Origin of the sequence: Superficieibacter sp. 1612_C1 (assembly GCF_015234305.1) — a bacterium.
GTDB lineage: Bacteria > Pseudomonadota > Gammaproteobacteria > Enterobacterales > Enterobacteriaceae > Superficieibacter.
Map to the genome: position 1 here is coordinate 104,738 of NZ_JADGMI010000003.1, position 23,978 is coordinate 128,715.

At 56.1% G+C, this 23,978-nt stretch carries 25 protein-coding genes, 1 pseudogene and 1 riboswitch; of the genes and pseudogenes, 19 read left to right on the plus strand and 7 right to left on the minus strand.

All coding sequences use genetic code 11. The features are described from left to right. Positions 1 to 90 precede the first annotated feature (90 nt). From INT84_RS11560 to tatB, 14 genes and pseudogenes are all read left to right on the plus strand, one after another. Positions 91 to 684 carry a molecular chaperone gene (locus INT84_RS11560; protein WP_194206896.1) on the plus strand — a complete coding sequence of 198 codons (594 nt, stop codon included), beginning with the start codon at positions 91 to 93 and terminating at the stop codon, positions 682 to 684. Beyond that, positions 681 to 2,963, plus strand: a complete 2,283-nt coding sequence (locus INT84_RS11565) for a molybdopterin-dependent oxidoreductase (RefSeq protein ID WP_194206897.1) — start codon at positions 681 to 683, stop codon at positions 2,961 to 2,963. The genes INT84_RS11560 and INT84_RS11565 overlap by 4 nt, the downstream gene beginning before the upstream one ends. Beyond that, positions 2,960 to 3,517 carry a 4Fe-4S dicluster domain-containing protein gene (locus INT84_RS11570; RefSeq protein WP_194206898.1) on the plus strand — a complete coding sequence of 186 codons (558 nt, stop codon included), beginning with the start codon at positions 2,960 to 2,962 and terminating at the stop codon, positions 3,515 to 3,517. The genes INT84_RS11565 and INT84_RS11570 overlap by 4 nt, the downstream gene beginning before the upstream one ends. After that, positions 3,517 to 4,284 (plus strand): DmsC/YnfH family molybdoenzyme membrane anchor subunit, encoded by a 768-nt coding sequence (locus INT84_RS11575; protein WP_194206899.1) that lies wholly within the window; start codon positions 3,517 to 3,519, stop codon positions 4,282 to 4,284. The genes INT84_RS11570 and INT84_RS11575 overlap by 1 nt, the downstream gene beginning before the upstream one ends. 81 nt (positions 4,285 to 4,365) lie before the next feature. Next, positions 4,366 to 4,707: a hydrogenase maturation nickel metallochaperone HypA gene (hypA, locus tag INT84_RS11580; protein ID WP_194206900.1), complete on the plus strand. Its 342-nt coding sequence runs from the start codon at positions 4,366 to 4,368 to the stop codon at positions 4,705 to 4,707. A 78-nt stretch (positions 4,708 to 4,785) separates the two neighbouring features. Beyond that, positions 4,786 to 5,916, plus strand: coding sequence for a hydrogenase 2 small subunit (gene hybO / locus INT84_RS11585; protein WP_194206901.1), 1,131 nt, complete (start codon positions 4,786 to 4,788; stop codon positions 5,914 to 5,916). After that, a complete protein-coding gene (hybA, locus tag INT84_RS11590; RefSeq protein WP_194206902.1) occupies positions 5,913 to 6,923 on the plus strand; it encodes a hydrogenase 2 operon protein HybA in 1,011 nt (336 codons plus the stop codon). The genes hybO and hybA overlap by 4 nt, the downstream gene beginning before the upstream one ends. Further along, positions 6,916 to 8,085, plus strand: coding sequence for a Ni/Fe-hydrogenase cytochrome b subunit (hybB, locus tag INT84_RS11595; protein ID WP_194206903.1), 1,170 nt, complete (start codon positions 6,916 to 6,918; stop codon positions 8,083 to 8,085). The genes hybA and hybB overlap by 8 nt, the downstream gene beginning before the upstream one ends. Then, positions 8,082 to 9,782 (plus strand): hydrogenase 2 large subunit, encoded by a 1,701-nt coding sequence (gene hybC, locus INT84_RS11600; RefSeq protein ID WP_194206904.1) that lies wholly within the window; start codon positions 8,082 to 8,084, stop codon positions 9,780 to 9,782. Before hybB ends, hybC begins: the two co-directional genes overlap by 4 nt. Further along, a complete protein-coding gene (locus INT84_RS11605) occupies positions 9,782 to 10,270 on the plus strand; it encodes a HyaD/HybD family hydrogenase maturation endopeptidase (protein WP_194206905.1) in 489 nt (162 codons plus the stop codon). Before hybC ends, INT84_RS11605 begins: the two co-directional genes overlap by 1 nt. Further along, positions 10,267 to 10,758 carry a hydrogenase-2 assembly chaperone gene (gene hybE, locus INT84_RS11610; RefSeq protein WP_194206906.1) on the plus strand — a complete coding sequence of 164 codons (492 nt, stop codon included), beginning with the start codon at positions 10,267 to 10,269 and terminating at the stop codon, positions 10,756 to 10,758. The genes INT84_RS11605 and hybE overlap by 4 nt, the downstream gene beginning before the upstream one ends. A 2-nt stretch (positions 10,759 to 10,760) precedes the next feature. Continuing rightward, entirely contained in the window at positions 10,761 to 11,009 is a 249-nt protein-coding gene (gene hybG / locus INT84_RS11615; RefSeq protein WP_194206907.1) for a hydrogenase maturation factor HybG, read from the plus strand. 60 nt (positions 11,010 to 11,069) lie between these two features. Continuing rightward, a complete protein-coding gene (gene tatA, locus INT84_RS11620) occupies positions 11,070 to 11,288 on the plus strand; it encodes a twin-arginine translocase TatA/TatE family subunit (RefSeq protein WP_194206908.1) in 219 nt (72 codons plus the stop codon). Positions 11,289 to 11,290: 2 nt separating this feature from the next. Continuing rightward, positions 11,291 to 11,572: pseudogene (gene tatB, locus INT84_RS11625) on the plus strand (Sec-independent protein translocase protein TatB); the annotation flags it as partial. A gap of 743 nt (positions 11,573 to 12,315) precedes the next feature. Here tatB and parE read toward each other — a convergent pair. From parE to nudF, 5 genes are read right to left on the minus strand one after another with little or no spacing between them, the layout of a single operon-like run. Then, a complete protein-coding gene (parE, locus tag INT84_RS11630) occupies positions 12,316 to 14,208 on the minus strand; it encodes a DNA topoisomerase IV subunit B (protein ID WP_194206910.1) in 1,893 nt (630 codons plus the stop codon). Between the two features lie 27 nt (positions 14,209 to 14,235). Then, positions 14,236 to 14,811 (minus strand): esterase YqiA, encoded by a 576-nt coding sequence (yqiA, locus tag INT84_RS11635; RefSeq protein ID WP_176918440.1) that lies wholly within the window; start codon positions 14,809 to 14,811, stop codon positions 14,236 to 14,238. Next, positions 14,811 to 15,638 carry a 3',5'-cyclic-AMP phosphodiesterase gene (cpdA, locus tag INT84_RS11640; protein WP_176918439.1) on the minus strand — a complete coding sequence of 276 codons (828 nt, stop codon included), beginning with the start codon at positions 15,636 to 15,638 and terminating at the stop codon, positions 14,811 to 14,813. The genes yqiA and cpdA overlap by 1 nt, the downstream gene beginning before the upstream one ends. Positions 15,639 to 15,662: 24 nt before the next feature. Beyond that, complete coding sequence (locus INT84_RS11645) at positions 15,663 to 16,085, minus strand: DUF1249 family protein (RefSeq protein ID WP_176918438.1); 423 nt, start codon at positions 16,083 to 16,085, stop codon at positions 15,663 to 15,665. Next, a complete protein-coding gene (gene nudF / locus INT84_RS11650; protein WP_194206911.1) occupies positions 16,082 to 16,714 on the minus strand; it encodes an ADP-ribose diphosphatase in 633 nt (210 codons plus the stop codon). The genes INT84_RS11645 and nudF overlap by 4 nt, the downstream gene beginning before the upstream one ends. A 201-nt stretch (positions 16,715 to 16,915) precedes the next feature. On the opposite strand from nudF, the gene tolC reads away from it, so the two are divergent. From tolC to INT84_RS11665, 3 genes are all read left to right on the plus strand, one after another. Then, positions 16,916 to 18,358, plus strand: a complete 1,443-nt coding sequence (gene tolC / locus INT84_RS11655; protein WP_370529663.1) for an outer membrane channel protein TolC — start codon at positions 16,916 to 16,918, stop codon at positions 18,356 to 18,358. A 140-nt stretch (positions 18,359 to 18,498) separates the two neighbouring features. After that, a complete protein-coding gene (locus INT84_RS11660) occupies positions 18,499 to 19,170 on the plus strand; it encodes a DUF1190 family protein (protein ID WP_194206913.1) in 672 nt (223 codons plus the stop codon). A gap of 5 nt (positions 19,171 to 19,175) precedes the next feature. Further along, positions 19,176 to 20,336, plus strand: coding sequence for a glutathionylspermidine synthase family protein (locus INT84_RS11665; RefSeq protein WP_194206914.1), 1,161 nt, complete (start codon positions 19,176 to 19,178; stop codon positions 20,334 to 20,336). A gap of 424 nt (positions 20,337 to 20,760) precedes the next feature. On the opposite strand, the gene ygiD is transcribed toward INT84_RS11665, so the two are convergent. Beyond that, positions 20,761 to 21,552 carry a 4,5-DOPA dioxygenase extradiol gene (gene ygiD / locus INT84_RS11670; protein ID WP_194206915.1) on the minus strand — a complete coding sequence of 264 codons (792 nt, stop codon included), beginning with the start codon at positions 21,550 to 21,552 and terminating at the stop codon, positions 20,761 to 20,763. 195 nt (positions 21,553 to 21,747) lie between these two features. On the opposite strand from ygiD, the gene zupT reads away from it, so the two are divergent. Further along, positions 21,748 to 22,521, plus strand: coding sequence for a zinc transporter ZupT (gene zupT / locus INT84_RS11675; RefSeq protein ID WP_194206916.1), 774 nt, complete (start codon positions 21,748 to 21,750; stop codon positions 22,519 to 22,521). A 126-nt stretch (positions 22,522 to 22,647) separates the two neighbouring features. Here the strand turns inward: zupT and ribB are convergent, their stop codons facing one another. Further along, positions 22,648 to 23,301 carry a 3,4-dihydroxy-2-butanone-4-phosphate synthase gene (ribB, locus tag INT84_RS11680; protein ID WP_194206917.1) on the minus strand — a complete coding sequence of 218 codons (654 nt, stop codon included), beginning with the start codon at positions 23,299 to 23,301 and terminating at the stop codon, positions 22,648 to 22,650. A gap of 92 nt (positions 23,302 to 23,393) precedes the next feature. Beyond that, a riboswitch (FMN riboswitch) is annotated at positions 23,394 to 23,542 on the minus strand. A 117-nt stretch (positions 23,543 to 23,659) separates the two neighbouring features. Here ribB and ubiK point away from each other — a divergent pair. Continuing rightward, positions 23,660 to 23,962, plus strand: a complete 303-nt coding sequence (gene ubiK, locus INT84_RS11685; RefSeq protein ID WP_194206918.1) for a ubiquinone biosynthesis accessory factor UbiK — start codon at positions 23,660 to 23,662, stop codon at positions 23,960 to 23,962. The last annotated feature ends 16 nt before the right edge of the window (positions 23,963 to 23,978 follow it).

Consider the following 23,978-nt stretch of genomic DNA (forward strand, 5'->3'; position numbering starts at 1 on the left):
AGAGTTATTTACTTTGGTCAAAAAAAGGGAGTGCCACATTGTGTATTATCACCCTCCCTCACTGGCATGACTTAAGACCTGTAATAAAATATGAATGCGGTATCTCCTGACACGCTGTTTTATCATGGCACGCCAATTTCGTCCCCATGGGAACTGACTGGCCTATTATTGCGCGATTTTTTCCATGCGGCAGACGCGGCGACGCTACGTCAGAGCCTCACCGCACTGAGCGCACTTTTTCCGCAGGAACAGCGCCTTATGCCTTCTCAGCCAGACTGGCGGGAGGTTGAATATGACTTTAACCGCCTGTTTGTTGGCCCACGTGCATTACTGGCAGCACCGTACTCCTCCGTATATCTGGATAGCGAAACGCTGTTAATGGGGAAAAGTACTCAGCAGGTAAAAGAACTTTATCAGGCGCTCGGCCTGAGTATTGCAAATGAGAATCAAATACCCGAAGACCATATTTCCTACGAAATAGAAACCTGCCTGCTGCTGGTGAAAAATAAATCCACCGATGCTGCTTATAACGCCCTGCAATGGTTTGTTACTGAGCATCTGGATTTATGGCTCCCTCAGTTTGTAGAGAAAATAGCAAGCCATGCCTCAACACCCGCAATTAATGCCGTCGCAACCTTGCTCACCAATTGGTTTGGTGAATTAAAATCGAGAGTATTATTATGAGCAATGATTCCGGACGTCTAAACCGACGCTCCTTTTTAAAAGGACTCGCCACCCTGGGAGCGGCTTCCGCCCTGCCCGGCGGATTATTAACGTCTCGTTGTGCCTTAGCGCAACCGCCCATCCCGTTTAATCCTGATACTTATAAAATCTTCCGCAACGCCTGCCCGCGTAACTGTTACGACACCTGTAGCCTGAAAACCTGGGTGAAAGATGGCGTCATTACCTATGTGGAAGGCGCGAAAGAGTCGACCTATACCCACGGGATGCCGTGCGTAAAAGGGCTGACCTACCCCCGCCGCGTTTACAGCCCGGACCGTATCAAATACCCGATGATCCAGGACGTGCGCGGCAGCGGCAACTGGCGGCGTATTTCGTGGGAAGAAGCGATGGATCGCATCGCGCGTAAGATCCTTGAAATTAAAAAGAAAGACGGTTCGCTGCTCGGTCTGGCAATGACCAAATATTCCGGCAAATTTGGCGTGCTGAACTATGCCGTGGAAGGGATGATGTCCTCTCTCGGTTACACCACCCGCTTTGCCGGTACGCCGTGCTGGCCTGCCGGTATCGACGCGCAGAACTACGATATGGGCGATATGTGGTGTAACGACCCGGAAGATATGGTGAAGGCAAAGTACATCATCATCTGGGGCGGAAACCCGGCATGGTGCTCCATGCACTCCATGAAGTACATCTATCAGGCACGCGAGAAAGGCGCGAAGATCGTGGTTATCGATCCGCTGCTGTCGCAAACCGCGGCGAAAGCCGATCTTTACCTGCGCGTGCGTCCTGGCTCTGACGGCGCGCTGGCGCTGGGCATGGCGCGGCATCTGGTCGATAAGGGCCTGGTCGATCAGGATTTCGTTACCAACTACGCCCACGGCTATCCAGAATTCGAAGCCTACCTGCGCAATAACATCACCGTCGAATGGGCCGCGGGTATTTGCGGCCTCTCCGCCGACGTGATCCGTAACCTGGCGGAAGAGTTTACCGCGGTAAGCCCGGCGACCGTCTGGATTGGCTACGGCATGCAGCGCCACGTCAACGGCGGCGCTAACGTTCGCGCCATTGACGCCTTTGTCGCCATGACCGGCAATATCGGCGTGGAAGGCGGCGGTGCCCGCTACGGCCATCTGCATACCTGGGGCTTTAATTACAATGCCATGATGCAGAAGCCACCGGCAGGTTCGGTAGGGTTTGTCGGCGCGACAGGCGCGACCAGCGAATTTGGCGGCGGCGCTGAAGGCGGCGCGGAGGCGCAGTATTCCGACCGTTCGCTGAACATTAACCAGACCGCGCAAAGTATTCTGGACGCCAGTGAGCCGCCGATCCGCATGCTGTGGGTAGCCTGTAAAAACCCCTTCTCCCAGGATTTCGACCGCAGCAAGATGGAAGAGGCGTTCGCCAAACTGGAGATGGTGGTCTGCGCCGAGCAGTTCTTCAACGAAACCGTCCAGCATGCCGATATTGTATTGCCGGTAACGACCGCCTTTGAAGAGTGGAACGTTGATGCCTCTTACTGGCACTACTGGCTGTCGATTAACCAACCCGCCATTAAGCCGATGTACGAAGCAAAATGCGATCTGGAGATCGCGGTACTGCTGTCGCGTACCATCAATAAGCTGGAGCCGGGTTCCTGCACCTTCCCGCAGGAGTTCGACCACAAGCGCTGGCTGGATCAGGAGTTTAACGACGGGATGGCGAAAATGTTCGGCATTTCCTCCTGGGATGACCTGCTGGACGGGCCGAAAAAAGCCATCATGCCCAGCACGGCGGCCTGGTATGACCGCAAGTTCAAAACCCCGTCAGGCAAATACGAATTTAAATCCGAGCTGTGCGAGAAAAACGGTCACACCGCCCTGCCGGAGTACAAACCGGAAGCGCAAAGAACCCTGCCGTTCCACCTGTTTACGCCGCACGTCCAGTTCGGACTGCACTCGCAGTTCATTAACCTCGACTGGATGCAGGTGTTCTATCCGGAACCGTTTGTCTATATGCACCCGGCGTCGGCGAAGAAAAAATCGATTGCCGAGGGCGATCTGGTCAAAGTCTTTAACGACACCGGCGACGTCGAACTGCGCGTGAAAGTGACCACCAACGTGCCGGAAGATTTCCTCGTGATGTACGAATCCTGGTTCCCGAAACGCAAATACAACGTGCAGAACGTGGTGGCTGACACCCCGGCCGATATGGGCCTGATGAAGACCGGCGCGCCGGGAGCCGCTATCCATAGCCAGTTTGCTGACATCGTATTGATCCGTAAGGGAGAGTCTGCCGCATGAGACGCGCATTTTTAGTTAACAGTGACAAATGTATTGGCTGTCGCGGCTGTGCGATGGCATGTAAGAGCTTTAACCATCTGGAGCCGGACAATTTCTGGCGCTATGTCTACCCGCTGGACAAAGCCATTTTCCCCCACGAAGAACGTGCATTTTATTCGCTCGCCTGTAACCACTGCGAAAATCCGGCCTGCGTCGAAGCCTGCCCGGTCGGGGCCTATCATCGCCGCGAAGATGGCATCGTGGTCCATGAGCAGGAACTCTGCATCGGCTGTAAAAACTGCATTCGTAGCTGTCCTTATGGCGCGCCGCGTTTCAACGAAGAATTGAAGAAGAGTGAAAAATGCAGCATGTGCTATGAGCGCCAGGATATCGGCATGAACCCGGCCTGCGTCGATGCCTGCCCGGTTGGTGCGCTGACCATTATCGATCTGGAAAGTAACGATCTGCCGACCAACGCGGTGCAGTACCCGCCGGGATATCCGCAGATGCCGAAGCTGAACCCAGGAACGCGCTTTATTCTGGCGCACGAGCCAAAACAGCCGGGAGATAAATAATGGAAAAGTACGAATTACCGCTGGTCATCTTTACCGTCTTAAGCCAGACCTCCGTCGGCATGGCGCTGGTACTGACCTGGCGGACCTTTAAGGGTGAAATCGAAGGTAGCCGTATTCACTGGCTGATTACCGGTCTGGTGCTGGGTGCGGCGTCCGTGGCTGCGGTGCTGCATCTGGCGCATCCGATGTATGCCTATAACGCCCTGCGCGGCCTGCCACACGCGTGGCTGAGCCGGGAAATCCTCGGCGCAACCCTGTACGGCGCGGCTATCGGCATTACCTTCCTGGCGAAGGGACATAAAATTCCCGCTCTGCTCGCTTCGCTGCTGGGCATCGCGCTGGTGGCGGTGCAGGGAATGACCTATGCCGCTCCCGCCATGATGGCTATCGCCAACGGCATGACGATGCTGTTCTTCTTTCTCACCGTCTGGGTGGTGGGCTGCGCCGCCATTCCGCTGCTGAAGATGAATGCACCGGTTCCGGCGCTGCGTCAGGGCATTCTGATGTTCATTGTGGCGATGATCGCCGCCCCGCTGGTCTGGACCAGCGGCGGCACCATCATGAAAATGACCGCCAGTACCTGGCTGACCTCGCCGCTGTATCTGGCAAGCCTGGTGTGCTTTATCGTCGCGTTTATCCTGACGCGCAAAAATGCGGTGATGCCAAAAAGTACGTTGCTGCTGGTGCTGGTGGCAGTACTCCTCAGCCGGTTGACCTTCTTTGGCGACACGGTGAGTTCCATCGTCAACATTGGTCATCTGTATTAATCAAACGATGGCAGTAAACCTCGCTCCCCGCTGCGGCTGGGGAGCAGGCTTTTTTTACTCAATTTCTGCGAAATACGGCAAATGCATGAACTGACGCTGGCGCTCAATATTGTTCAGATACTCGAAGAACAGGCGCTAAGCCGGAATTTTAACCGGGTTAAGCAGGTCTGGCTGGAGATGGGCGCGATGAGCTGCGTTGAGGAAACCTCGCTACGCTTTGGCCTCGCGTCCGCTACCCGCAACACGCTGGCAGACGGCGCGCAATTCCATATTGCCCATACGCCGGGTCGTGGCTGGTGTCACCACTGCTGTCAGGTATTTGAAACCCGTCAACCCGTAACGCACTGCCCGCGATGTCATTCCGTGCAAATCCAGCACGAACCGTCGGACGCGCTACGCATCCGCGAGCTGGAAGTTGAGTAACGTAAACCCCTTTTGAAATTATCGTCTTATTAATCAGCGTCATATTCAGCTCATTAATAATATCCTGGAAAATAAACCATGAGTGAACGAGAGAATACGTTCTTGAGCGAGGGCGTCAGCCGTCGTAGTTTTATCACGCTCTGTACCGCGCTGGCAGCCTCGTTGGGGCTAAGCGGAAAAGCCTCCGCGCAGATTGCCGGGGCGCTGACCTCTCCTTCCCGTCCGCCGGTTATCTGGATTGGCGCGCAGGAGTGTACCGGCTGCACCGAATCGCTGCTGCGGGCGACGCATCCCACCGTTGAGAACCTGGTCCTCGACGTTATCTCGCTGGAGTATCACGAAGTGCTCTCCGCCGCCTTCGGGCAGCAGGCGGAAGAGAATAAGCACAACGCCATTGAACGCTACAAGGGCCAGTACGTTCTGGTCGTTGACGGCTCGATCCCGCTGAAAGACGGCGGCATTTACTGCATGGTCGCCGGGAAGCCGATCGCTGAACATATCCGCGAGGTGGCTGCCAACGCCAGCCACGTGATTGCGATTGGCTCCTGCGCGGCGTGGGGCGGCGTACCCGCTTCCGGCTGTAACCCGACCGGCGCGGTGTCGCTTCAGGAGGTCATCCCGGATATTCCGGTGATCAACATTCCGGGCTGCCCGCCGAATCCGCATAACTTTCTCGCCACCGTGGCGCATCTCATCACCTTTAACCGCGCGCCGAAGCTGGACGATAAACGTCGTCCCACCTTTGCCTATGGTCGCCTGATCCACGAAAACTGCGAGCGCCGCCCACACTTTGACGCCGGGCGCTTTGCCAAAGCGTTTGGTGACGAAGGCCACCGTCAGGGCTGGTGCCTCTACCATCTCGGCTGTAAAGGCCCGGAGACCTACGGCAACTGTTCCACGCTGGAGTTCTGCGACGTCGGCGGCGGTATCTGGCCGGTGGGTATCGGGCATCCATGCTACGGCTGTAACGAAAAAAATATCGGCTTCACCAAAGGCATTGCCCAGTTAGCCAATGTCAGCCAGCCGACGCCGCGTGCGGAAGTACCGGACGTGAAGCGCACGGAAGGCGGCGCGGTTTCCCTCAGCGCTACCGGGCTGCTGGGCGCAGTCATTGGTGCTGTAGGCGGCGTCAGCGTCATGGCGGTGAAGCAACTGGGACAACCGCGGACGACGGCTGAAAAAGACGCAGAGACGGAGGAGCGGTCTTGAACAGACGTCACTTTTTCAAAGTTGCCTCCGGCGGGCTGCTGCTGGCCGGGGTCGCGCCGGGCCTTCGTGCCGCAGAACAGCCGCGTCAGGCGGCCCCTGGTGCGGTCGGAATGCTGTTCGACTCCACGCTGTGCGTGGGATGTCAGTCCTGCGTGACCAAATGTCAGCAGATCAATAATCCGGGCGCTGCGGATTACCGTCCCGACGACAACAGTGCTAACAACACCACCTCATCGGTTAACGATAAGCTCAGCGCCCGGACCAATAACATCATCCAGATCTGGCGCAGCGGTAACGGCGAGCATAAAAACCAGCTTCAGGACGGGTACGCGTTTATCAAAAAGCAGTGTATGCACTGCGTTGATCCGAACTGTGTCTCCGCCTGCCCGGTCTCGGCGCTGCAAAAAAACGCCGCTACCGGCATCGTTGAATACAATCCCGACGCCTGTACCGGCTGCCGCTACTGCATGGTCGCCTGCCCGTATAACGTGCCGAAATATGATTACAGCGATCCCTTCGGCGCGATCCATAAATGCGAACTGTGCAACCAGAAAGGCGTGGAACGGCTGGACAAAGGCCAGTTGCCCGGCTGCACCGAAGTCTGCCCCACCGGGGCGGTGATCTTCGGCACCCGCGACGCGCTGCTGAAAGAGGCAAAAGCCCGTCTGGCACTTAAACCCGGTTCACGTTACGACTATCCGCGCCAGCAGGTCGGCAGCAAGGACACGTATTCGCAGACCGTTGCGCAGTATCAATCGTCGGTGTATGGCGAAATCGAAGGCGGCGGTACGCAGGTGCTGGTGCTCTCCGCCATTCCTTTTCAGAAGTTCGGCCTGCCCGCGCTGGGACCACAATCTACCGGCTCCCGCGCCGAGCACGTCCAGCATACGTTGTACAAAGGCATGATGCTGCCAGCCGCAGCGCTGGCGGGCATCACCTGGCTGGTCCACCGCAACAACAAGCATCACGACGCCGCGCCGTCTGAAGAGGAGAACTCCCATGAGTGATCATACTCATGCGCTCCGTCCGCTGGGCGGAAAGCTGTTTACCCGCGCCATTTATCTGTTCGCGCCGTTTGCGGCGATCTGCGGTCTGCTGATCGTCAAACGTCTGGTAATGGGAATGGGCGATGTCACGGCGCTGAACGGTGGCTATCCGTGGGGGGTGTGGATATCCTTCGATTTACTGGTCGGCACCGGCTTCGCCTGCGGCGGCTGGGCGATGGCGTGGGCGGTGTATGTGTTTAACCGCGGCGATTATCACGATCTGGTCCGCCCGGCGCTGCTCGCCAGTCTGTTCGGCTACGGCCTTGGCGGATTGTCGATCACCATCGATCTGGGACGTTACTGGAATGTGCCGCACTTCTTAATGCCCGGCTATTTCAATACCAACTCGGTGCTGTTTGAAACCGCCGCCTGTATGACGGTGTACATCGGCATTATGTCGCTGGAGCTGCTGCCCGCGCTGCTTGAGCGTCTGGGCTGGCACGTTCCTTTGCGTAAGCTGAACCGCGCGATGTTTATTTTCATCAGCATCGGCGCGCTGCTGCCCTGTATGCACCAGTCGTCAATGGGCTCACTAATGATGATTGCCGGGTATAAGGTGTATCCGCTGTGGCAAAGCTACGAGTTTCTGCCGCTGTTTTCTCTGCTGACCGCCTTTCTGATGGGCTTCTCAATCGTGATTTTTGAAGGATCGCTACTGAGAGCCAGCGCCACCTTTACCACCGACGAAACGCCGTTGTTCAGCAAACTTAGCCAGGTCATTAAGGCGCTGCTGTGGATCTTCGTCGTACTGCGCGTCGGCGAGATTATCTGGCGCGGCAAGCTCGGACTGGTGCTAATGGGTAACGGCTATGCCTGGCTGTTTATCATTGAGCTGGCGCTGTTCATCCTTCCGCTGCTGATTTTGCATTCCGGCAAACTTCGCCGCAGTCCGCGTGCGCTGTTTCTGTGTGCGCTCTCCGTGCTGCTCGGCGCGGCGATGTGGCGCATTGATTATTCCCTTGTCGCCTTTGATCCGGGCAATGGCTATCACTATTTTCCGACCGCCAGCGAACTATTGATTTCCATCGGCTTTGTGGCGATTGAAGTTGTTGCTTACATCCTGATTATTCGTCTGCTGCCGATTTTACCGGCCAAAGCAGCCACTGTTGAGGTAAAACCATGAGTCAACGTATCACCATTGATCCTGTAACGCGTATTGAAGGTCATCTGCGGATCGACTGTGAAATTGAAGATGGCAAAGTGGTGAAAGCCTGGTCGTCCGGCACCATGTGGCGCGGGATGGAAGAGATCGTCAAGGGGCAGGACCCGCGCGACGCGTGGATTATCGTCCAGCGTATTTGCGGCGTGTGCACCACAATCCACGCCATCGCCTCGGTGCGCGCGGTGGAGAATGCGCTGCAAATGGAGATCCCTCTGAACGCGCAGTATATTCGCAACCTGATCCTCGCCGCGCACCAGATCCACGATCATATCGTGCATTTTTACCAGCTCTCCGCGCTCGACTGGGTGGATATTACCGCCGCCCTGAAGGCCGATCCGGCCAAAGCGGAAGCGATGCTGAAAAACGTTTCAAGCTGGCCGCTGAACAGCGCCGCCGAATTCACCCGCGTGCAGCACAAAATTCAGGCGCTGGTGGACAGCGGGCAACTGGGGATCTTCGCTAACGGTTATCAGGGCCACCCGGAAATGAAACTGTCGCCGGAAGTGAACCTGATTGCGGTCGCGCACTACTTGCAGGCGCTGGAGTGTCAGCGCGACGCCAACCGCATCGTGGCGATCCTCGGCGGCAAAACGCCGCATATCCAGAACCTCGCCGTCGGCGGCGTGGCGAACCCAATCAATACCGATTCCCCTGGCGTTCTCAATCTGGAACGCCTGATGTACGTGAAATCGTTTATCGACAAGCTGAGCGATTTTATTGAGCAGGTTTATAAAGTCGACGCGGCGATTTTTGCCGCCAGCTACCCGGACTGGATGAAACTGGGCAAAGCGGCGGATTACTACCTGGCGGTGCCGGACATGCCGGTCAGCCGTAGAGGCGACGTTTTCCGCATTCCCGGCGGCTATATGAAAGGCACGGATTTTTCCACCTTCCAGCCCATCGCCTCTCATACCGATCCGTTCCTGATTAACGGTATTGAGGAGAGTGGCAAGCACGCCTGGTACAAAGATAACGATCCGCAAAAACCGTGGCAGGGCACCACCATCCCGGACTTCACCGACTGGCAGGAAGACGGTAAATACTCCTGGGTGAAAGCGCCGACCTTCTACGGCAAAACCGTGGAAGTGGGGCCGCTGGCGTGGCTGCTGTGCGGTCTGGCGTCGAAACACACGGGCACCGTGACGCATTATGACAGTATTGCCGCGCAGTACCAGGCGCTGACCGGCACCGCGCTCACCCATGATGCGCTGCAATCGACCTGGGGCCGTATTCTCGGCCGCGCGGTGCGGACTTCCGTGCTGTGTGACGAACTTCAGGCGCAGTATCAACTGCTGGTGGACAACATCGCCAAAGGCGATTGCGAAACCTTTATCAAGCCGGTGTTCCCGGAAGGCGAGCTTCGCGGCGTCGGTTTTGAAGAAGCCTCTCGCGGCATGCTGTCGCACTGGATCGTCATCAAGGACGGCAAAATTGCCAACTATCAGGCGGTGGTGCCGTCAACCTGGAACGCCGGGCCGCGCAATTTCAATGATGAACCGGGGCCGTATGAGCGCGCGCTGATCGGCACGCCAGTCGTTGATGCGCAAAAACCACTGGAAGTGGTGCGCACCGTTCACTCGTTCGATCCGTGCATGTCCTGCGCGGTCCACATGGTGGATTTACGCGGCAAGACGTTAAGTAAGGTGAAAATTCTGTAATGAATACCCTGCTGCTTGGCGTCGGTAACCTTCTGCTCAGCGACGAAGGTGTCGGCGTGCGGACTCTTGAAGCGCTGGAGCAGCGCTTCCTCTTTCCCGACGGCGTGGTGCTTCAGGATGGCGGCACTTCGGGTATGGAACTGCTGGAGGTGATGGCCAGCCGCGATCTGATCGTGGTGGTCGATGCGGTTCAAAGTGACAGTGAGGCCGGGAGCCTGTTTATTCTTGAGGATAACGACGTTCCCGCGTACTTCACCCAACGGCTTTCGCCGCACCAGCTCGGGCTGGCAGACGTGCTGATGGCGCTGCAAATGACCGACGAGTTCCCGCGCAAGCTGGTTCTGCTGGGCATTGAGCCTGCGTCGCTTGCGCCGGGCATGGTACTCAGCCCGGTGGTGGTCCTGGCAATGGAAGCCGCCATCGCTCAGGTTATCCGCATTCTGAATAACCACGGTATCACCGTTAGTCCGCGTGAGGGCAATTCATGACTGATAAATACAGTGAAGGCTATGCCACCGATCCGTCGGCCCTGCTTGAACAGGTTTTTCAGCAGGTGGCGGAAAGCAGTATGGTCGGCCTGCCCTTTTACCGTCCGCAACTGCCGGTCAAAGCCTGCGCCTTTCAGCTATTTGAGGGCCAGTGGTTTGGCGCGCTGCTGACGCCGTGGATGCTACAGCTCATGCTGCTGCCGGGGCCGGGGCAGCGCTGGGCCTGCCGACGCACTGACGAACGTCTGGCGCTCACCTTTCCGCAGGGCGATATGGCGTTTCGTCCCGGTGAGATCGCGCCAGATCTCTATTACCTGTCGTGTTCACTAATGTCGCCCATCGATCCGGCACTGAGCGCGGAACAGGCGCTGACGCTGGCGCAAAACAGCGTCAGGCTGGCGCTCTCCTTGCCGGTACGCAATGCGTCCGGGATTAACGCCGGACGCCGGGCGCTGCTGCGCGGCACGCTTTCTGGCAATAAGGATTAACAATGTGCATTGGCGTACCAGGAAAAATTGTTGCGGTGGGCGATTCGATTCACGAACCGGCGTGGGTGGAAATTAACGCCATCAGGAGACAAGTCAATCTTGCCCTGATTTGCGAAAATTCGCCGCAGGAACTGCTGGGCTGTTGGGTTCTGGTTCACGTCGGTTTTGCGATGAGCATTATTGATGAGCAAGAGGCCGACAATATTATGGAAATGCTGAAAAAAATCACCGGGGAAGCGATTATTCCCTGAATGTCGACACAACGCTGCCGCCCGATACGCGGCATATTTTACTGACTATAAGGTTTCATCATGGGCGAAATTAGCGTTACCAAATTATTAGTGATTGTGGTGCTGATGGTACTGGTTTTCGGCACCAAAAAACTCAGCTCCCTGGGGTCCGATCTCGGGTCGGCGCTGAAAGGGTTTAAGAAAGCGATGGGCGACAACGATAGCGCATCTCAGGATGCCGACTTTCTCAATGAACAAAAAGTCGGCAAAGAAACCGCCAGCAAATCGGAACAGGCATAACCATGTTTGGCTTCGGCTTTGGGGAACTGCTGCTGGTGTTTGTCATCGGGCTGATCGTCTTAGGCCCGACACGTCTGCCGGTGGTCGTTAAAACGGTGATATCGTGGATCTCGACCCTCCGCTCGCTGGGTCAGTCGTTACAGAATGAACTGACTCAGGAGCTAAAAGTGATGGAATTACAGGATAAGCTGAAACACCTGGAATCCCTGAGCGCGGAAAACCTGACACCAGAGTTAAAAACGTCGCTGGACGCGCTGCGTCAGGCAACGGACGCGCTGCGACGGCCTGTTGAGCTGGATATCATTCCGGCACCCACAATCGGCAAAGTGCAGCCGGTGTCAGAGGAGTGATCCTCTTTATCCTTTGGCAAGGATGCCTGGCGGCGCTTTGCTTGCGCAGGCCTACGGAATGCGGATAACACGTTGATATTGATGTATTTTGTAGGCCGGGTAAGGCGAAGCCGCCACCCGGCATTACGCGGTGCCAATGATGCCTGGCGGCGCTTCGCTTGCGCAGGCCTACGGAATGCGAATAACCCATTGATATTGATGTATTTTGTAGGCCGGGTAAGGCGAAGCCGCCACCCGGCATTACGCGGTGCCAATGATGCCTGGCGGCGCTTCGCTTGCGCAGGCCTACGGAATGCGGATAACACGTTGATATTGTGGCACCGCGTAGGCCGGGTAAGGCGAAGCCGCCACCCGGCATTAAGCGGTGCCAATGATGCCTGGCGGCGCTTCGCTTGCACAGGCCTACGGAATGCGGATAACACGTTGATATTGTGGCACCGCGTAGGCCGGGTAAGGCGAAGCCGCCACCCGGCATTACGCGGTGCCAATGATGCCTGGCGGCGCTTCGCTTGCACAGGCCTACGAAATGCGGATACACGTTGATATTGTGGTACCGCGTAGGCCGGGTAAGGCGAAGCCGCCACCCGGCATTCAGACGTACAGCATAGAAAACAGGTCTGTTATCAGCCCAACGCAGGTTTTGGCCTGCGTATCTTCCATCCTCAAAAACGCGGCGGTTAGCCGTCGATCTCCGCCAGGTCGCCTTTCTCCTGCAACCAGTTACGGCGGTCTTCAGAGCGTTTTTTGGCAAGCAGCATATCCATCATCGCGTTAGTACGCTGGTCGTCTTCGTCGCTAATGGTCAGCTGCACCAGACGGCGGGTATTGGGATCGAGCGTGGTTTCGCGCAGCTGCATCGGGTTCATTTCGCCCAGCCCTTTAAAGCGCTGAACGTTAGGTTTGCCTTTCTTGCGTTTAAGCTGCTCCAGCACACCGGTTTTTTCCTCTTCCGTCAGCGCGTAGTACACCTCTTTACCGAGATCGATACGGTACAGCGGCGGCAGCGCAACGTGGACGTGACCGTGTTTCACCAGGGTGCGGAAGTGCTTCACAAACAGCGCACACAGCAGCGTGGCGATGTGCAGGCCGTCGGAGTCGGCATCCGCGAGGATGCAGATCTTGCCGTAGCGTAGCTGACTCAGATCTTCACTGTCCGGATCGATGCCAATCGCCACCGAAATATCGTGAACCTCCTGCGAGGCCAGCACTTCGTCGGAAGACACTTCCCAGGTGTTAAGGATCTTGCCTTTCAGCGGCATGATCGCCTGATACTCCCGGTCACGCGCCTGCTTGGCGGAGCCGCCTGCGGAATCCCCTTCCACCAGGAACAGCTCGGTGCGGTTGAGATCCTGCGCGGTACAGTCCGCCAGTTTACCTGGCAGCGCCGGACCGCTGGTCAGTTTCTTACGCACCACTTTTTTCGCCGCGCGCAGGCGACGCTGAGCGCTGGAAATCGCCATTTCCGCCAGCATCTCTGCGGCCTGTACGTTCTGGTTCAGCCACAGGCTGAAGGCGTCTTTCACCACGCCGGAAACAAACGCCGCGCACTGACGCGAAGAAAGTCGTTCTTTTGTCTGCCCGGCAAACTGCGGGTCCTGCATTTTGACCGACAGCACGTAGGCGCAACGGTCCCAGATGTCTTCTGCGGAAAGCTTCACACCGCGCGGCAGAATATTGCGGTATTCGCAGAATTCGCGCATCGCATCTAGTAGCCCCTGACGCAGACCGTTGACGTGGGTGCCGCCCTGCATGGTCGGGATCAGGTTAACGTAGCTTTCGGTTAGCAATTCGCCGCCTTCCGGCAGCCACAGCAGCGCCCATTCAACGGCTTCGGTGTCGCCCGCCAGATTGCCGACAAACGGTTTTTCCGGCAGCACCGGCAGACCGTTTACCGCCTCGCTGAGATAGTCGTTGAGACCATCCTCATAGCACCAGCGCTGTTCGGTGTTGTTGACGTTATCTTTGAAGGTAATTTCCACGCCCGGACAAAGTACCGCTTTGGCTTTCAGCAGGTGACTCATGCGGGACACGGAAAAACGCGGGCTGTCGAAAAAGCTTTCATCCGGCCAGAAGTGGACGCTGGTGCCGGTATTACGTTTTCCGCAGGTGCCAACCACCTTTAAGTCTTCGACCTTGTCGCCGTTCTCAAACGCGATACGGTAAACCTGACCGTCGCGGCGAACCGTGACTTCCACGCGCTTCGACAGGGCGTTCACAACGGAAATCCCCACCCCGTGAAGACCACCAGAGAACTGGTAGTTTTTATTGGAGAACTTGCCGCCCGCATGCAGACGACAGAGGATCAGTTCAACCGCCGGCACGCCCTCTTCCGGGTGAATATCCACCGGCATACCGCGGCCATCATCAATGACCTCCAGCGACTGATCGGCGTGCAGAATGACATCCACGCGCTTCGCGTGGCCCGCCAGTGCTTCATCGACACTGTTATCAATGACTTCCTGGCCCATGTGGTTAGGGCGAGTGGTGTCGGTATACATTCCCGGACGGCGGCGAACCGGCTCAAGCCCGGTGAGTACCTCAATGGCATCAGCGTTATATGATTGCGTCATGGTGTTTTCGTAGGTCGTTCTGGCTGCTTAGCGCAGGCCCAGAAAATCGATAATCTGTGAGAAATGATCGTCAAAGCCAACAAATGCGTGATTGCCGCCCTCTTCGACGGTCTGGCGGCAGGCGTCAAAATAGTCCACCGCCTGACGGTAATCAAGCACCTCGTCCCCGGTCTGCTGTAATAACCAGATAAGATCCGGCGCTTCCAGCGGGTCGATTTGCATCACTTTGAGATCGTAAATATGGCGAGACTCTAGCACATATTGCTGGCCTGTGTAGGGATTCTCGTTATGCCCCAGGTAATCCGCCAGCAGTTCAAAAGGACGAACCGCCGGGTTCACCACCACAGCCGGTAACATAAAGCACTGCGATAGCCAGGTGGCGTAATATCCCCCGAGTGACGAGCCGACAATACCCAGCGGTTGTCCCCCCAGCTCCAGCACCAGCGACTCCAGCAGTTCTGCGGCCTGCGCCGGGAAAACGGGCAACTGCGGCGTCACCATCCGGATCTCAGGATAGTGTACCGTCAGCCACTCCCGCAACGCGGTGGCCTTTGCCGAACGCGGCGAGCTGTTAAAGCCGTGCAGATAAAGAAGCGTAGACATCAATATCCTTCTGAACCGGTATCCGGGCTAAATTGCGTGCTCTGTAAACGGCAGACTTCCGTTACCAGAGTGCCATCGTCATGTAACTCCAGCCAGCGCCAGCCGGGCGCAATGGTGTCCAGGGTAAAACTGGCGCAGTGCGGCTTAAACTGAACGCAGGTAGACGGCGTGGCCATCATGCGGCGGCCGTTCCAGTCGAGATCCAGTTCCTGATGAATGTGCCCGCACAGCATATGCTTCACGCGGGGAAAGCGCGCCAGCACATTATCCAGCTCCTGCGCGTTGCGCAGACTGTGCTGATCGAGCCAGCCACATCCCGCCGGGAGCGGATGATGATGGAGCAGCAAAAGCGTATGCCGATCGGTGGATTCCGCCAGTTTGCGCTCCAGCCACTCAAGCTGGAATTCGCTGAGCTCGCCGTGCGGCACGCCGAACACCTGGCTATCGAGTAGCAGGATTTGCCAGTGGTCGCCCACCCATACCCGCTTTGCCGGGGAGATCCCCGCGTCCTGAAGCGCGCTGTACATGGCGGGCTGAAAGTCATGATTTCCCGGCAGCCAGACGCAGGGTGCAGCAAAGCCTGCGATACCCTCAGCAAAATGCTGATAGGCCGCAGCAGACTGATCCTGAGCTAAATCCCCTGTCGCCACAATAAGATCGCATTCACGCTGTTCAGCATGAATGGCGGCCAGTACCGCCTGATAGCTTTCCCAGGTATTCACACCCAGCAGCGTCTCGTGTTTTTGGGCAAACAGGTGAGTATCAGTGATTTGCAGTATCTTCACTTTGGCCCCACCAGCCAAAGGAAGCGTTAACAGGCTTTCCAAATGGTGTCCTTAGGTTTAACGACGCTATAAAACCGGAATCGCCATCGCTCCATGTGCTAAACAATATCGTAGCCAGTCGGCTAAAAACTGATTAATTTGATGCTTTTCGTCGCGTTGATGCAACTTTTTATTCGGATAATCATACCGCGCTTTGAAGCGAAAGATCTGCTGAGTTGAACACACTTCCGCGACCATAGCGTCATGATACAGTCGAACCGACATGGATGGCAGGCTCCAGTAACTGACAGCGGGTGCGGTTTGTTCAATTTCTACCAGCGTAGTGTAGCGGGTAGATTCCTGTATCGTTAACCGGTACTGCGCGTTGGCCACCTGATAACTTGCGGTTTCGCCCGGCGCATCATTACGCGGCAACAGGCGGCGGAGCTGGGCGAAATTGGTTTCGCACAGACGCATCATTTCGGGGAAATCAGGTGTATAACGCTTCATTTTTTCCACTCATTCATTAACTCTTGATAGTGCAGCTGTAGCCATTGCAGGGCGATGACTGACGCTGCGTTGTCGATTTTCCCCTCTTCAACCCATTGATAAGCCTGCTCCCGACTTACCACATGAACCCGAATATCTTCGTTTTCATCAGCCAGACCGTGAATTCCTTCCGCAGTCGTGGCGTCCACTTCCCCCACCATTAAGGAGAGGCGTTCACTGGTGCCACCCGGACTTGCCAGATAGCTCATAAATTTTTTCACCCGGCCGACGTTAAGTCCTGCTTCTTCTTCCGCTTCGCGACGGGCGACCTGCTCGACGCTCTCGCCTTCTTCAATCATTCCGGCGACCAGTTCCAGCAGCCACGGGCTTTCGCTGGAATCGTAGGCCGCGATACGGATCTGCTCCACCAATACCACTTCGTCGCGCACCGGGTCAAAGGGTAGCAAGACGGCAGCATGGCCGCGTTCAAAAATTTCACGCCGCACTTCACCGCTCATTTCCCCGTTAAACAGACGATGGCGAAAGCGGTATAAATCGAGCGAAAAAAAACCGCTATACAGTGTTTCGCGTGCAATAATTTCTATATCATTTTTTGTGTAAGTTACCGCCAGTCCATTTTGTCTGGTCATGATTATCTCCGGGTGACAATAATAGTGATGAAATTATGGATTTCTCGCCAGTTTAACTACGGTTTCACAAACTCTATGGTAGATTGGTGCCCATTAATGTCGGATGGCACATAACGCCAACCTTTGAGACTGGCAGATTCTGCTACAATCGGCGATTATTTTTTGAATTTGTTTAGCGCTAAAAATGCTTCTCAACAAGGAATGCAAATGAAGAAATTGCTCCCCATCCTTATCGGTCTGAGCCTGACCGGCTTCAGCGCAGTGAGCCAGGCAGAGAACCTGTTGCAGGTTTATCAGCAGGCGCGTTTAAGCAACCCGGACCTGCGTAAGTCAGCAGCCGATCGCGATGCGGCATTCGAAAAAATCAACGAAGCGCGTAGCCCTTTGCTGCCTCAGCTTGGTCTGGGTGCTGATTATAACTACAGCAATGGTTTTCGCGATAGTAACGGTCTGGACACCACCTCAAAAAGCGCCTCTCTGCAATTAACGCAGACCATTTTTGATATGTCGAAATGGCGCGCCCTGACGCTGCAAGAAAAATCAGCCGGTATTCAGGATGTGACCTGGCAGGCCGACCAGCAAACGCTGATCCTGAACACCGCCACTGCCTATTTTAACGTATTAAGCGCCATTGATGCGCTTTCCTATACCGAAGCGCAGAAACAGGCTATCTATCGTCAGTTAGACCAGACCACCCAGCGTTTTAACGTCGGGCTGGTGGCGATTACCGACGTGCAGAACGCCCGTTCACAGTACGATACCGTGCTGGCGGATGAAGTGACTGCCCGTAACAATCTTGATAACGCCGTTGAGTCTCTGCGTCAGGTGACCGGTAATTACTACCCTGAGCTGGCCTCTCTGAACGTGGATAACTTCAAAACCACCCGGCCTGAAGCGGTCAATAATCTGCTGAAAGAAGCAGAAAAACGCAACCTGACCCTGTTACAGGCACGTCTGAATCAGGATCTGGCTCGCGAGCAGATTCGCCAGGCGCAGGACGGCCATCTGCCGACGCTGGATTTAACCGCCTCAACGGGTGTTTCCGATACCTCGTATAGCGGTTCCAAAACCCGTGGCGCGACCAGCTCTCAGTACGATGATAACAATGCAGGTCAGAACCAGGTGGGCCTGAACTTCTCGCTGCCGCTCTATCAGGGCGGGATGGTCAACTCTCAGGTGAAACAGGCGCAGTATAACTTCGTCGGTTCCAGCGAACAGCTGGAAAGTGCGCACCGTAGCGTGGTGCAGAACGTGCGTTCCTCTTATAACAACATTAATGCGTCCATCAGTAGTATTAATGCATATAAGCAGGCGGTTGTCTCTGCGCAAAGCTCTCTGGATGCGTCAGAAGCCGGTTACTCCGTTGGTACGCGTACCATCGTCGATGTGCTGGACGCGACCACCACGCTGTATAACGCCAAGCAGCAGCTCTCCAGCGCGCGTTATAACTACCTGATCAATCTGCTCAATGTGAAGAATGCCCTCGGCACGCTGAATGAACAGGATCTGGTCTCGCTGAACAGCGCACTGGGTAAAACCGTGCCGACCACGCCGGAAAGCGTGGCACCGGAAGATGCCTCGCAGGCCGCCAGCGCGGACGGCTATTCCGGTACGGCAGTGCAGCCCGCTTCCGCTCGCCGTTAAGTAAACTCACAGGCGGGGATGCCAGTCCCCGCCTGAACGTAAGGCAACGTAAAGATCCCCTTCTCGCTTCATTTTCAACCACCCATCCTCTATCCTGAGCAGTATTCATCACGCACTACCTCTGGGTCTGGAAGACAACTATGAAACGGACAAAAACAATTAATCACGCCACGTTCCGCAAAAGCTGGAGCGCGCGCCATCTTACCCCTGTCGCCTTTGCCGTAAGCGCCGTATTTATGCTGGCGGGCTGCGAGAAAAGTGACGAAACGGTATCGACCTATCTCAACGCCGACGACTGTTCTTCGGCGAACCCGGGCAAGAGCGCGGAATGTACCACCGCCTATAATAACGCGCTGAAAGAAGCCGAACGTACCGCACCGAAATACGCTACGCGGGAAGACTGCATTGCTGAATTCGGTGAAGGCCAGTGCCAGCAGGCTCCGGCGCAGGCGGGTATGGCACCCGAAAACCAGGCGCAGACGCAGTCCAGCGGCGGTTTCTGGATGCCGCTGATGGCGGGTTATATGATGGGTCGCCTGATGGGCGGCGGTGCCGGTTTTGCCCAGCAGCCGCTGTTTAGCTCACGTAACCCGGCCAGCCCGGCCTACGGTCAATACACCGATGCCAGCGGTAAAAATTACGGTGCAGCCCAGCCGGGTCGCACGATGAACGTGCCGAAAACCGCGATGGCTCCGAAACCGGCCACTACCTCAACGATTACTCGCGGCGGCTTTGGTGAGTCAGTAGCGAAGCAGTCCGCGATGCAGCGTAGTAGCGCGTCGGGCAGTTCTTCCCGCTCGATGGGCGGCTGATCGCCATGGAAAGGATCAGCATCACCGAACGCCCGGACTGGCGAGAAAAAGCCACCGAATATGGGTTTAATTTTCACACTATGTACGGCGAACCGTACTGGTGTGAAGATGCATACTACAAACTCACCCTGGCACAGGTCGAAAAACTGGAAGAGGTTACGGCAGAACTGCATCAGCTGTGCCTGAAAGTGGTCGATAAGGTCATCGCCAGCGATGCGCTGATGACCAAATTCCGCATTCCAAAGCATACCTGGAGCTTTGTCCGCCAGTCGTGGCAAACGCATCAGCCGTCGCTTTACTCACGCCTCGATCTGGCGTGGGACGGCACTGGCGAACCCAAACTGCTGGAGAACAACGCCGATACGCCCACCTCGTTATATGAAGCGGCGTTTTTCCAGTGGCTGTGGCTGGAGGACCAGCTTAAGGCGGGTCAATTGCCTGCCGGAAGCGATCAATTCAACAGTCTCCAGGAGAAAGTGATTGAACGTTTTGGCGAACTGCGCGAGCAGCATGGCTTCCAGCTTCTGCATCTGACCTGCTGTCGCGATACGGTTGAAGATCGCGGCACGGTGCAGTATCTCCAGGATTGCGCCGCCGAAGCGGGCGTCGCCACAGAATTCCTCTATATCGAAGATATTGGCCTTGGCGAAAAAGGCCAGTTTAGCGATTTGCAGGATCAGGTCATTGCGAATTTGTTCAAGCTTTACCCGTGGGAATATATGCTGCGCGAGGTCTTCTCCACCAAGCTGGAAGATGCCGGCGTGCGCTGGCTGGAACCCGCGTGGAAAAGCATTATCTCCAACAAAGCGCTGCTGCCGATGCTGTGGGAGATGTTCCCCGATCACCCGAACCTGCTGCCTGCCTACTTTGCGGAAGACGATCATCCGCCGATGGACAAATTCGTTATTAAGCCGATTTTTTCACGTGAAGGGGCTAACGTTTCGATTGTGGAAAACGGTAAGACCATTGAAGAGGTTGAAGGACCGTATGGCGAAGAAGGGATGATCGTCCAGCAGTTCTGTCCGCTGCCAAAATTTGGTGACAGTTATGTGCTGATCGGCAGCTGGCTGATTAACGACCAGCCTGCGGGGATTGGGATTCGCGAGGATCGCGCACTGATTACGCAGGATCTGTCACGGTTCTATCCGCATATTTTTGTGGAGTGAGTCCGGTGGTGGGAGATACATGTGACAAAGGTGGTCCTTCCGTTCACCTCAATTTCCCGGGATCAACTGAATTACCGCGTCGGTGAACGCGCCAGGGCGGCTCAATCGCCGCCGCCCTGGCGACCCGGGCTCCCGGCCCGTAAATCGCCGCTTCGCGGTTCCCTCGTCTTATTCCTTCCGGCTTCGGGTCGGGCGCGAGCTTTACATCCTGTAAAGCACACGCCCTCGACGCGCGTCCATGCGCGTCGCCCCGGCCTACAGGAAACGACTCGGCGATTTACAGCCGGACACAACCCGCGCTGAAAGCCTTGAGACTTATTCTGCTGTTTTACTCGCTGATGGCATTTTATTAACGATACCAGGACTCCCTTAAGGCAGCGTAGAAGCGCATCTTTTAACTTCAAAGCGACAGCCACAGGCAGCCTTAAGCACCCACCAGCACCGACAACATACTCAAACTGCCCATCTCAATCCCGTCCACCGGGATGGTCACCGGCTCCTCGCCATCCCATGCGCCCAGAATATACAGCAGCGGCAGGAAGTGGTCCGCCGTAGGGTTCGATAACGTGCCGCCCTCGTGATCCAGATAGTTGACCAGCGGGTGATCGTCCGCCGCGCCTTTCCAGGTCAGATTCGCCTTCACATATTCATTAAAGGATGTCGCCCACGGATACGGGGTGTTGTCACCGTGCCAGCGCACGGTACGCAAGTTGTGCACCACGTTACCGCTGGCAACTAACATGATGCCTTCGTCACGTAACGCCGCCAGCTTACGGCCAATCTCAAGATGCCAGGCGGCCGGTTTGGTACTGTCCACGCTGAGCTGCACCATCGGGATATCCGCCTCAGGATACATCTTGATTAGCACGCCCCACGAGCCGTGGTCAAAACCCCACGCTTCTCGATCCAGCGTAACCGGCACCGGCGAGAGTAACTCAACCAGACGCTCGGCCAGCGCTGGCGAGCCGGGTGCCGGATAGTGCGTATCGTACAGCGCCTGCGGGAACCCGCCGAAATCATGAATGGTTTTCGGCGTTTCCATCGCCGTCACGCCCGTGCCGCGCGTGAACCAGTGGGCGGAGATCACGACAATGGCTTTGGGACGCGGTAAGGTTTCACCCAGTTGCTGCCAGGTACGTGTATAGCGATTATCTTCCAGCACATTCATTGGGCTACCATGACCTAAAAAAAGTGCTGGCATACGGGAACGGGACATGATGATATCCTTACAAAGAGCATAATTTGATAACATTACACTACGCTCCTTTTACATCTGATGAACTCAGATAACCATGATGATGATCGTCAGAAATTTTGAATGTAAGGATTATTAAAGGCCGGGCATACCCTCTCGAACATTATGGAAGATGCCTCTATTATAAATGAGAATCATTATCAAAAGGAGTAGCCAATGTCAGTACCTTTAATTCTGACCGTGCTTGCCGGCGCAGCCACCTTTATCGGTGCTATCCTCGGCGTACTGGGCCAGAAGCCTTCCAACCGCTTACTGGCATTTTCGCTCGGCTTTGCCGCCGGGATCATGCTGCTTATTTCGCTGATGGAAATGCTGCCAGCGGCTCTGGCAACTGAAAATATGCCGCCGGTACTGGGCTACGGCATGTTTATCGCCGGTTTGCTGGGCTACTACGGGCTGGATCGCCTCCTTCCCCACTCCCATCCACAGGATTTGATGCAGGAGACTGTATTGCCCGCTACGCGTAAAATCCGCCGCACGGCGATTTTACTGACGCTGGGCATTAGCCTGCACAACTTCCCGGAAGGTATCGCCACCTATGTTACGGCGAGCAACAATCTGGAGCTGGGCTTTGGCATTGCGCTGGCCGTCGCGCTGCATAATATTCCGGAAGGTCTGGCGGTTGCCGGTCCGGTGTACGCGGCGACAGGTTCGCGGGGGAAAGCCGTTTTCTGGGCGGGCATTTCGGGTCTCGCAGAAATTCTCGGTGGTGTGCTGGCGTGGCTGATCCTTGGCAGTATGATGTCGCCAATCGTGATGGCGGCGATTATGGCTGCGGTAGCGGGGATTATGGTGGCGCTGTCGGTGGACGAATTGATGCCGCTGGCGAAGGAAATCGACCCGCATAATAATCCAAGTTATGGCGTGCTGTGCGGGATGTCAGTGATGGGGTTAAGTCTGGTGCTGCTGCAAACTATTGGATTTGGCTGAGGATTTTTATCGCCGGGAAGGTCGTACCTGGTAATGCCGGGCGGCACTGCGTTTGCCCGGCCTACAACTGCCATGCTTTAACCGTAGGCCCGGTAAGCGAAGCGCCACCGGGCAGGATTGCCGATCTTAGCTGGCTTTTTGCTCGTGTTCCTGACGATACGCCACCAAATCTTCAATGGTGACCACCGCCATATTATGCTCGCGCGCAAATTTGATGCATTCCGGCGCGCGCGCCATTGAACCATCATCATTGGTTAACTCGCACAATACGCCTGTCGGCTTAAAGCCCGCCAGGGTGACCAGGTCGATCGTTGCTTCGGTATGACCACCGCGGGTCAGCACACCGCCCGGCTGCGCGCGCAGCGGGAACACATGGCCCGGACGGTTCAGGTCGGAAGGTTTTGCGTTATCGGCAATCGCAGCACGGACGGTGGTTACACGGTCAGCGGCAGAAACGCCGGTGGTGACGCCTTCAGCGGCTTCAATGGTGACGGTGAAACCGGTGCCGTAGGCGCTGGTGTTGTTTTCGACCATCATTGGCAGGTCAAGCTGCTGACGACGCTCTTCGGTAATGCACAGGCAAACAATGCCGCTACCGTGACGAATAGTCAGCGCCATCTGTTCGGTGGTCATGGTCTCTGCCGCGAAGATCATATCACCTTCGTTTTCACGACTTTCGTCGTCCAGCACCATCACACCGCGGCCTTCGCGCAGCGCAGCAACCGCCTGTTCTACACGCTCAAACGCATTACCAAGGGAAGAAAAAAGAGTCTGATTCATGGTAAAAAAAACCTCATTAACATTATGGTTACCAGAATCAGGGCAGTCTTAGGAGTCAAAAAAATAACGTGCGCAGGCCGGGCCTGTTGGATCGTTACTCTCTCCCATCCGGACTTTAACCGTCGGCCCCGGAATTACACCGGATCTGCTGACCTTCCGGCAAAGCCAGAAGCGCTCGCGGGCTTTCGACAGGAGTCGATTTACCGCCGGTGGGGAATTACACCCCGCCCTGAGAATAAGCACGGCAACTATAACGCTGTTAACCACTTTGGGCAATCCATTCACTTCAAACAATTGTTTATAGAGTGGCTTTCTCAAACTACAATAATTGCAGAGCCTATCAGATCAGGAAACGACAATGATTGACCCGAAAAAAATTGAACAAATCGCCCGCCAGGTCCACGAATCGATGCCGAAGGGGATCCGGGACTTCGGGGACGATGTAGAGAAGAAAATCCGTCAGGTGCTTCAGTCGCAGCTGACCCGTCTGGATTTGATCAGTCGTGAAGAGTTTGACGTACAGACGCAGGTACTGCTGCGTACCCGTGAGAAACTGGCGCTGCTTGAGCAACGTCTGAGTGAGCTGGAGAGCCGTTCGCAGAACGTGTCGACGGAAGTGAAACCGGCTCCGGCGATTCCCCCGGTCGATCCGCAGGAATAACCGCCAAAAAAATGGC

Bases quoted from the DNA above. Each gene is read 5' to 3' on its own strand.
- INT84_RS11565 (WP_194206897.1), top strand. From the start codon at position 681: ATGAGCAATGATTCCGGACGTCTAAACCGACGCTCCTTTTTAAAAGGA.
- nudF (WP_194206911.1), bottom strand. From the start codon at position 16,714: ATGACCAGACAAAATGGACTGGCGGTAACTTACACAAAAAATGATATA.
- hybC (WP_194206904.1), top strand. From the start codon at position 8,082: ATGAGTCAACGTATCACCATTGATCCTGTAACGCGTATTGAAGGTCAT.
- INT84_RS11560 (WP_194206896.1), top strand. From the start codon at position 91: ATGAATGCGGTATCTCCTGACACGCTGTTTTATCATGGCACGCCAATT.
- INT84_RS11605 (WP_194206905.1), top strand. From the start codon at position 9,782: ATGAATACCCTGCTGCTTGGCGTCGGTAACCTTCTGCTCAGCGACGAA.
- INT84_RS11660 (WP_194206913.1), top strand. From the start codon at position 18,499: ATGAAACGGACAAAAACAATTAATCACGCCACGTTCCGCAAAAGCTGG.
- INT84_RS11570 (WP_194206898.1), top strand. From the start codon at position 2,960: ATGAGACGCGCATTTTTAGTTAACAGTGACAAATGTATTGGCTGTCGC.
- tatA (WP_194206908.1), top strand. From the start codon at position 11,070: ATGGGCGAAATTAGCGTTACCAAATTATTAGTGATTGTGGTGCTGATG.
- yqiA (WP_176918440.1), bottom strand. From the start codon at position 14,811: ATGTCTACGCTTCTTTATCTGCACGGCTTTAACAGCTCGCCGCGTTCG.
- hybO (WP_194206901.1), top strand. From the start codon at position 4,786: ATGAGTGAACGAGAGAATACGTTCTTGAGCGAGGGCGTCAGCCGTCGT.
- ubiK (WP_194206918.1), top strand. From the start codon at position 23,660: ATGATTGACCCGAAAAAAATTGAACAAATCGCCCGCCAGGTCCACGAA.
- tolC (WP_370529663.1), top strand. From the start codon at position 16,916: ATGCAAATGAAGAAATTGCTCCCCATCCTTATCGGTCTGAGCCTGACC.
- hybG (WP_194206907.1), top strand. From the start codon at position 10,761: ATGTGCATTGGCGTACCAGGAAAAATTGTTGCGGTGGGCGATTCGATT.
- parE (WP_194206910.1), bottom strand. From the start codon at position 14,208: ATGACGCAATCATATAACGCTGATGCCATTGAGGTACTCACCGGGCTT.
- ygiD (WP_194206915.1), bottom strand. From the start codon at position 21,552: ATGTCCCGTTCCCGTATGCCAGCACTTTTTTTAGGTCATGGTAGCCCA.
- hybB (WP_194206903.1), top strand. From the start codon at position 6,916: ATGAGTGATCATACTCATGCGCTCCGTCCGCTGGGCGGAAAGCTGTTT.
- hybE (WP_194206906.1), top strand. From the start codon at position 10,267: ATGACTGATAAATACAGTGAAGGCTATGCCACCGATCCGTCGGCCCTG.
- INT84_RS11665 (WP_194206914.1), top strand. From the start codon at position 19,176: ATGGAAAGGATCAGCATCACCGAACGCCCGGACTGGCGAGAAAAAGCC.
- INT84_RS11645 (WP_176918438.1), bottom strand. From the start codon at position 16,085: ATGAAGCGTTATACACCTGATTTCCCCGAAATGATGCGTCTGTGCGAA.
- zupT (WP_194206916.1), top strand. From the start codon at position 21,748: ATGTCAGTACCTTTAATTCTGACCGTGCTTGCCGGCGCAGCCACCTTT.
- hypA (WP_194206900.1), top strand. From the start codon at position 4,366: ATGCATGAACTGACGCTGGCGCTCAATATTGTTCAGATACTCGAAGAA.
- ribB (WP_194206917.1), bottom strand. From the start codon at position 23,301: ATGAATCAGACTCTTTTTTCTTCCCTTGGTAATGCGTTTGAGCGTGTA.
- INT84_RS11575 (WP_194206899.1), top strand. From the start codon at position 3,517: ATGGAAAAGTACGAATTACCGCTGGTCATCTTTACCGTCTTAAGCCAG.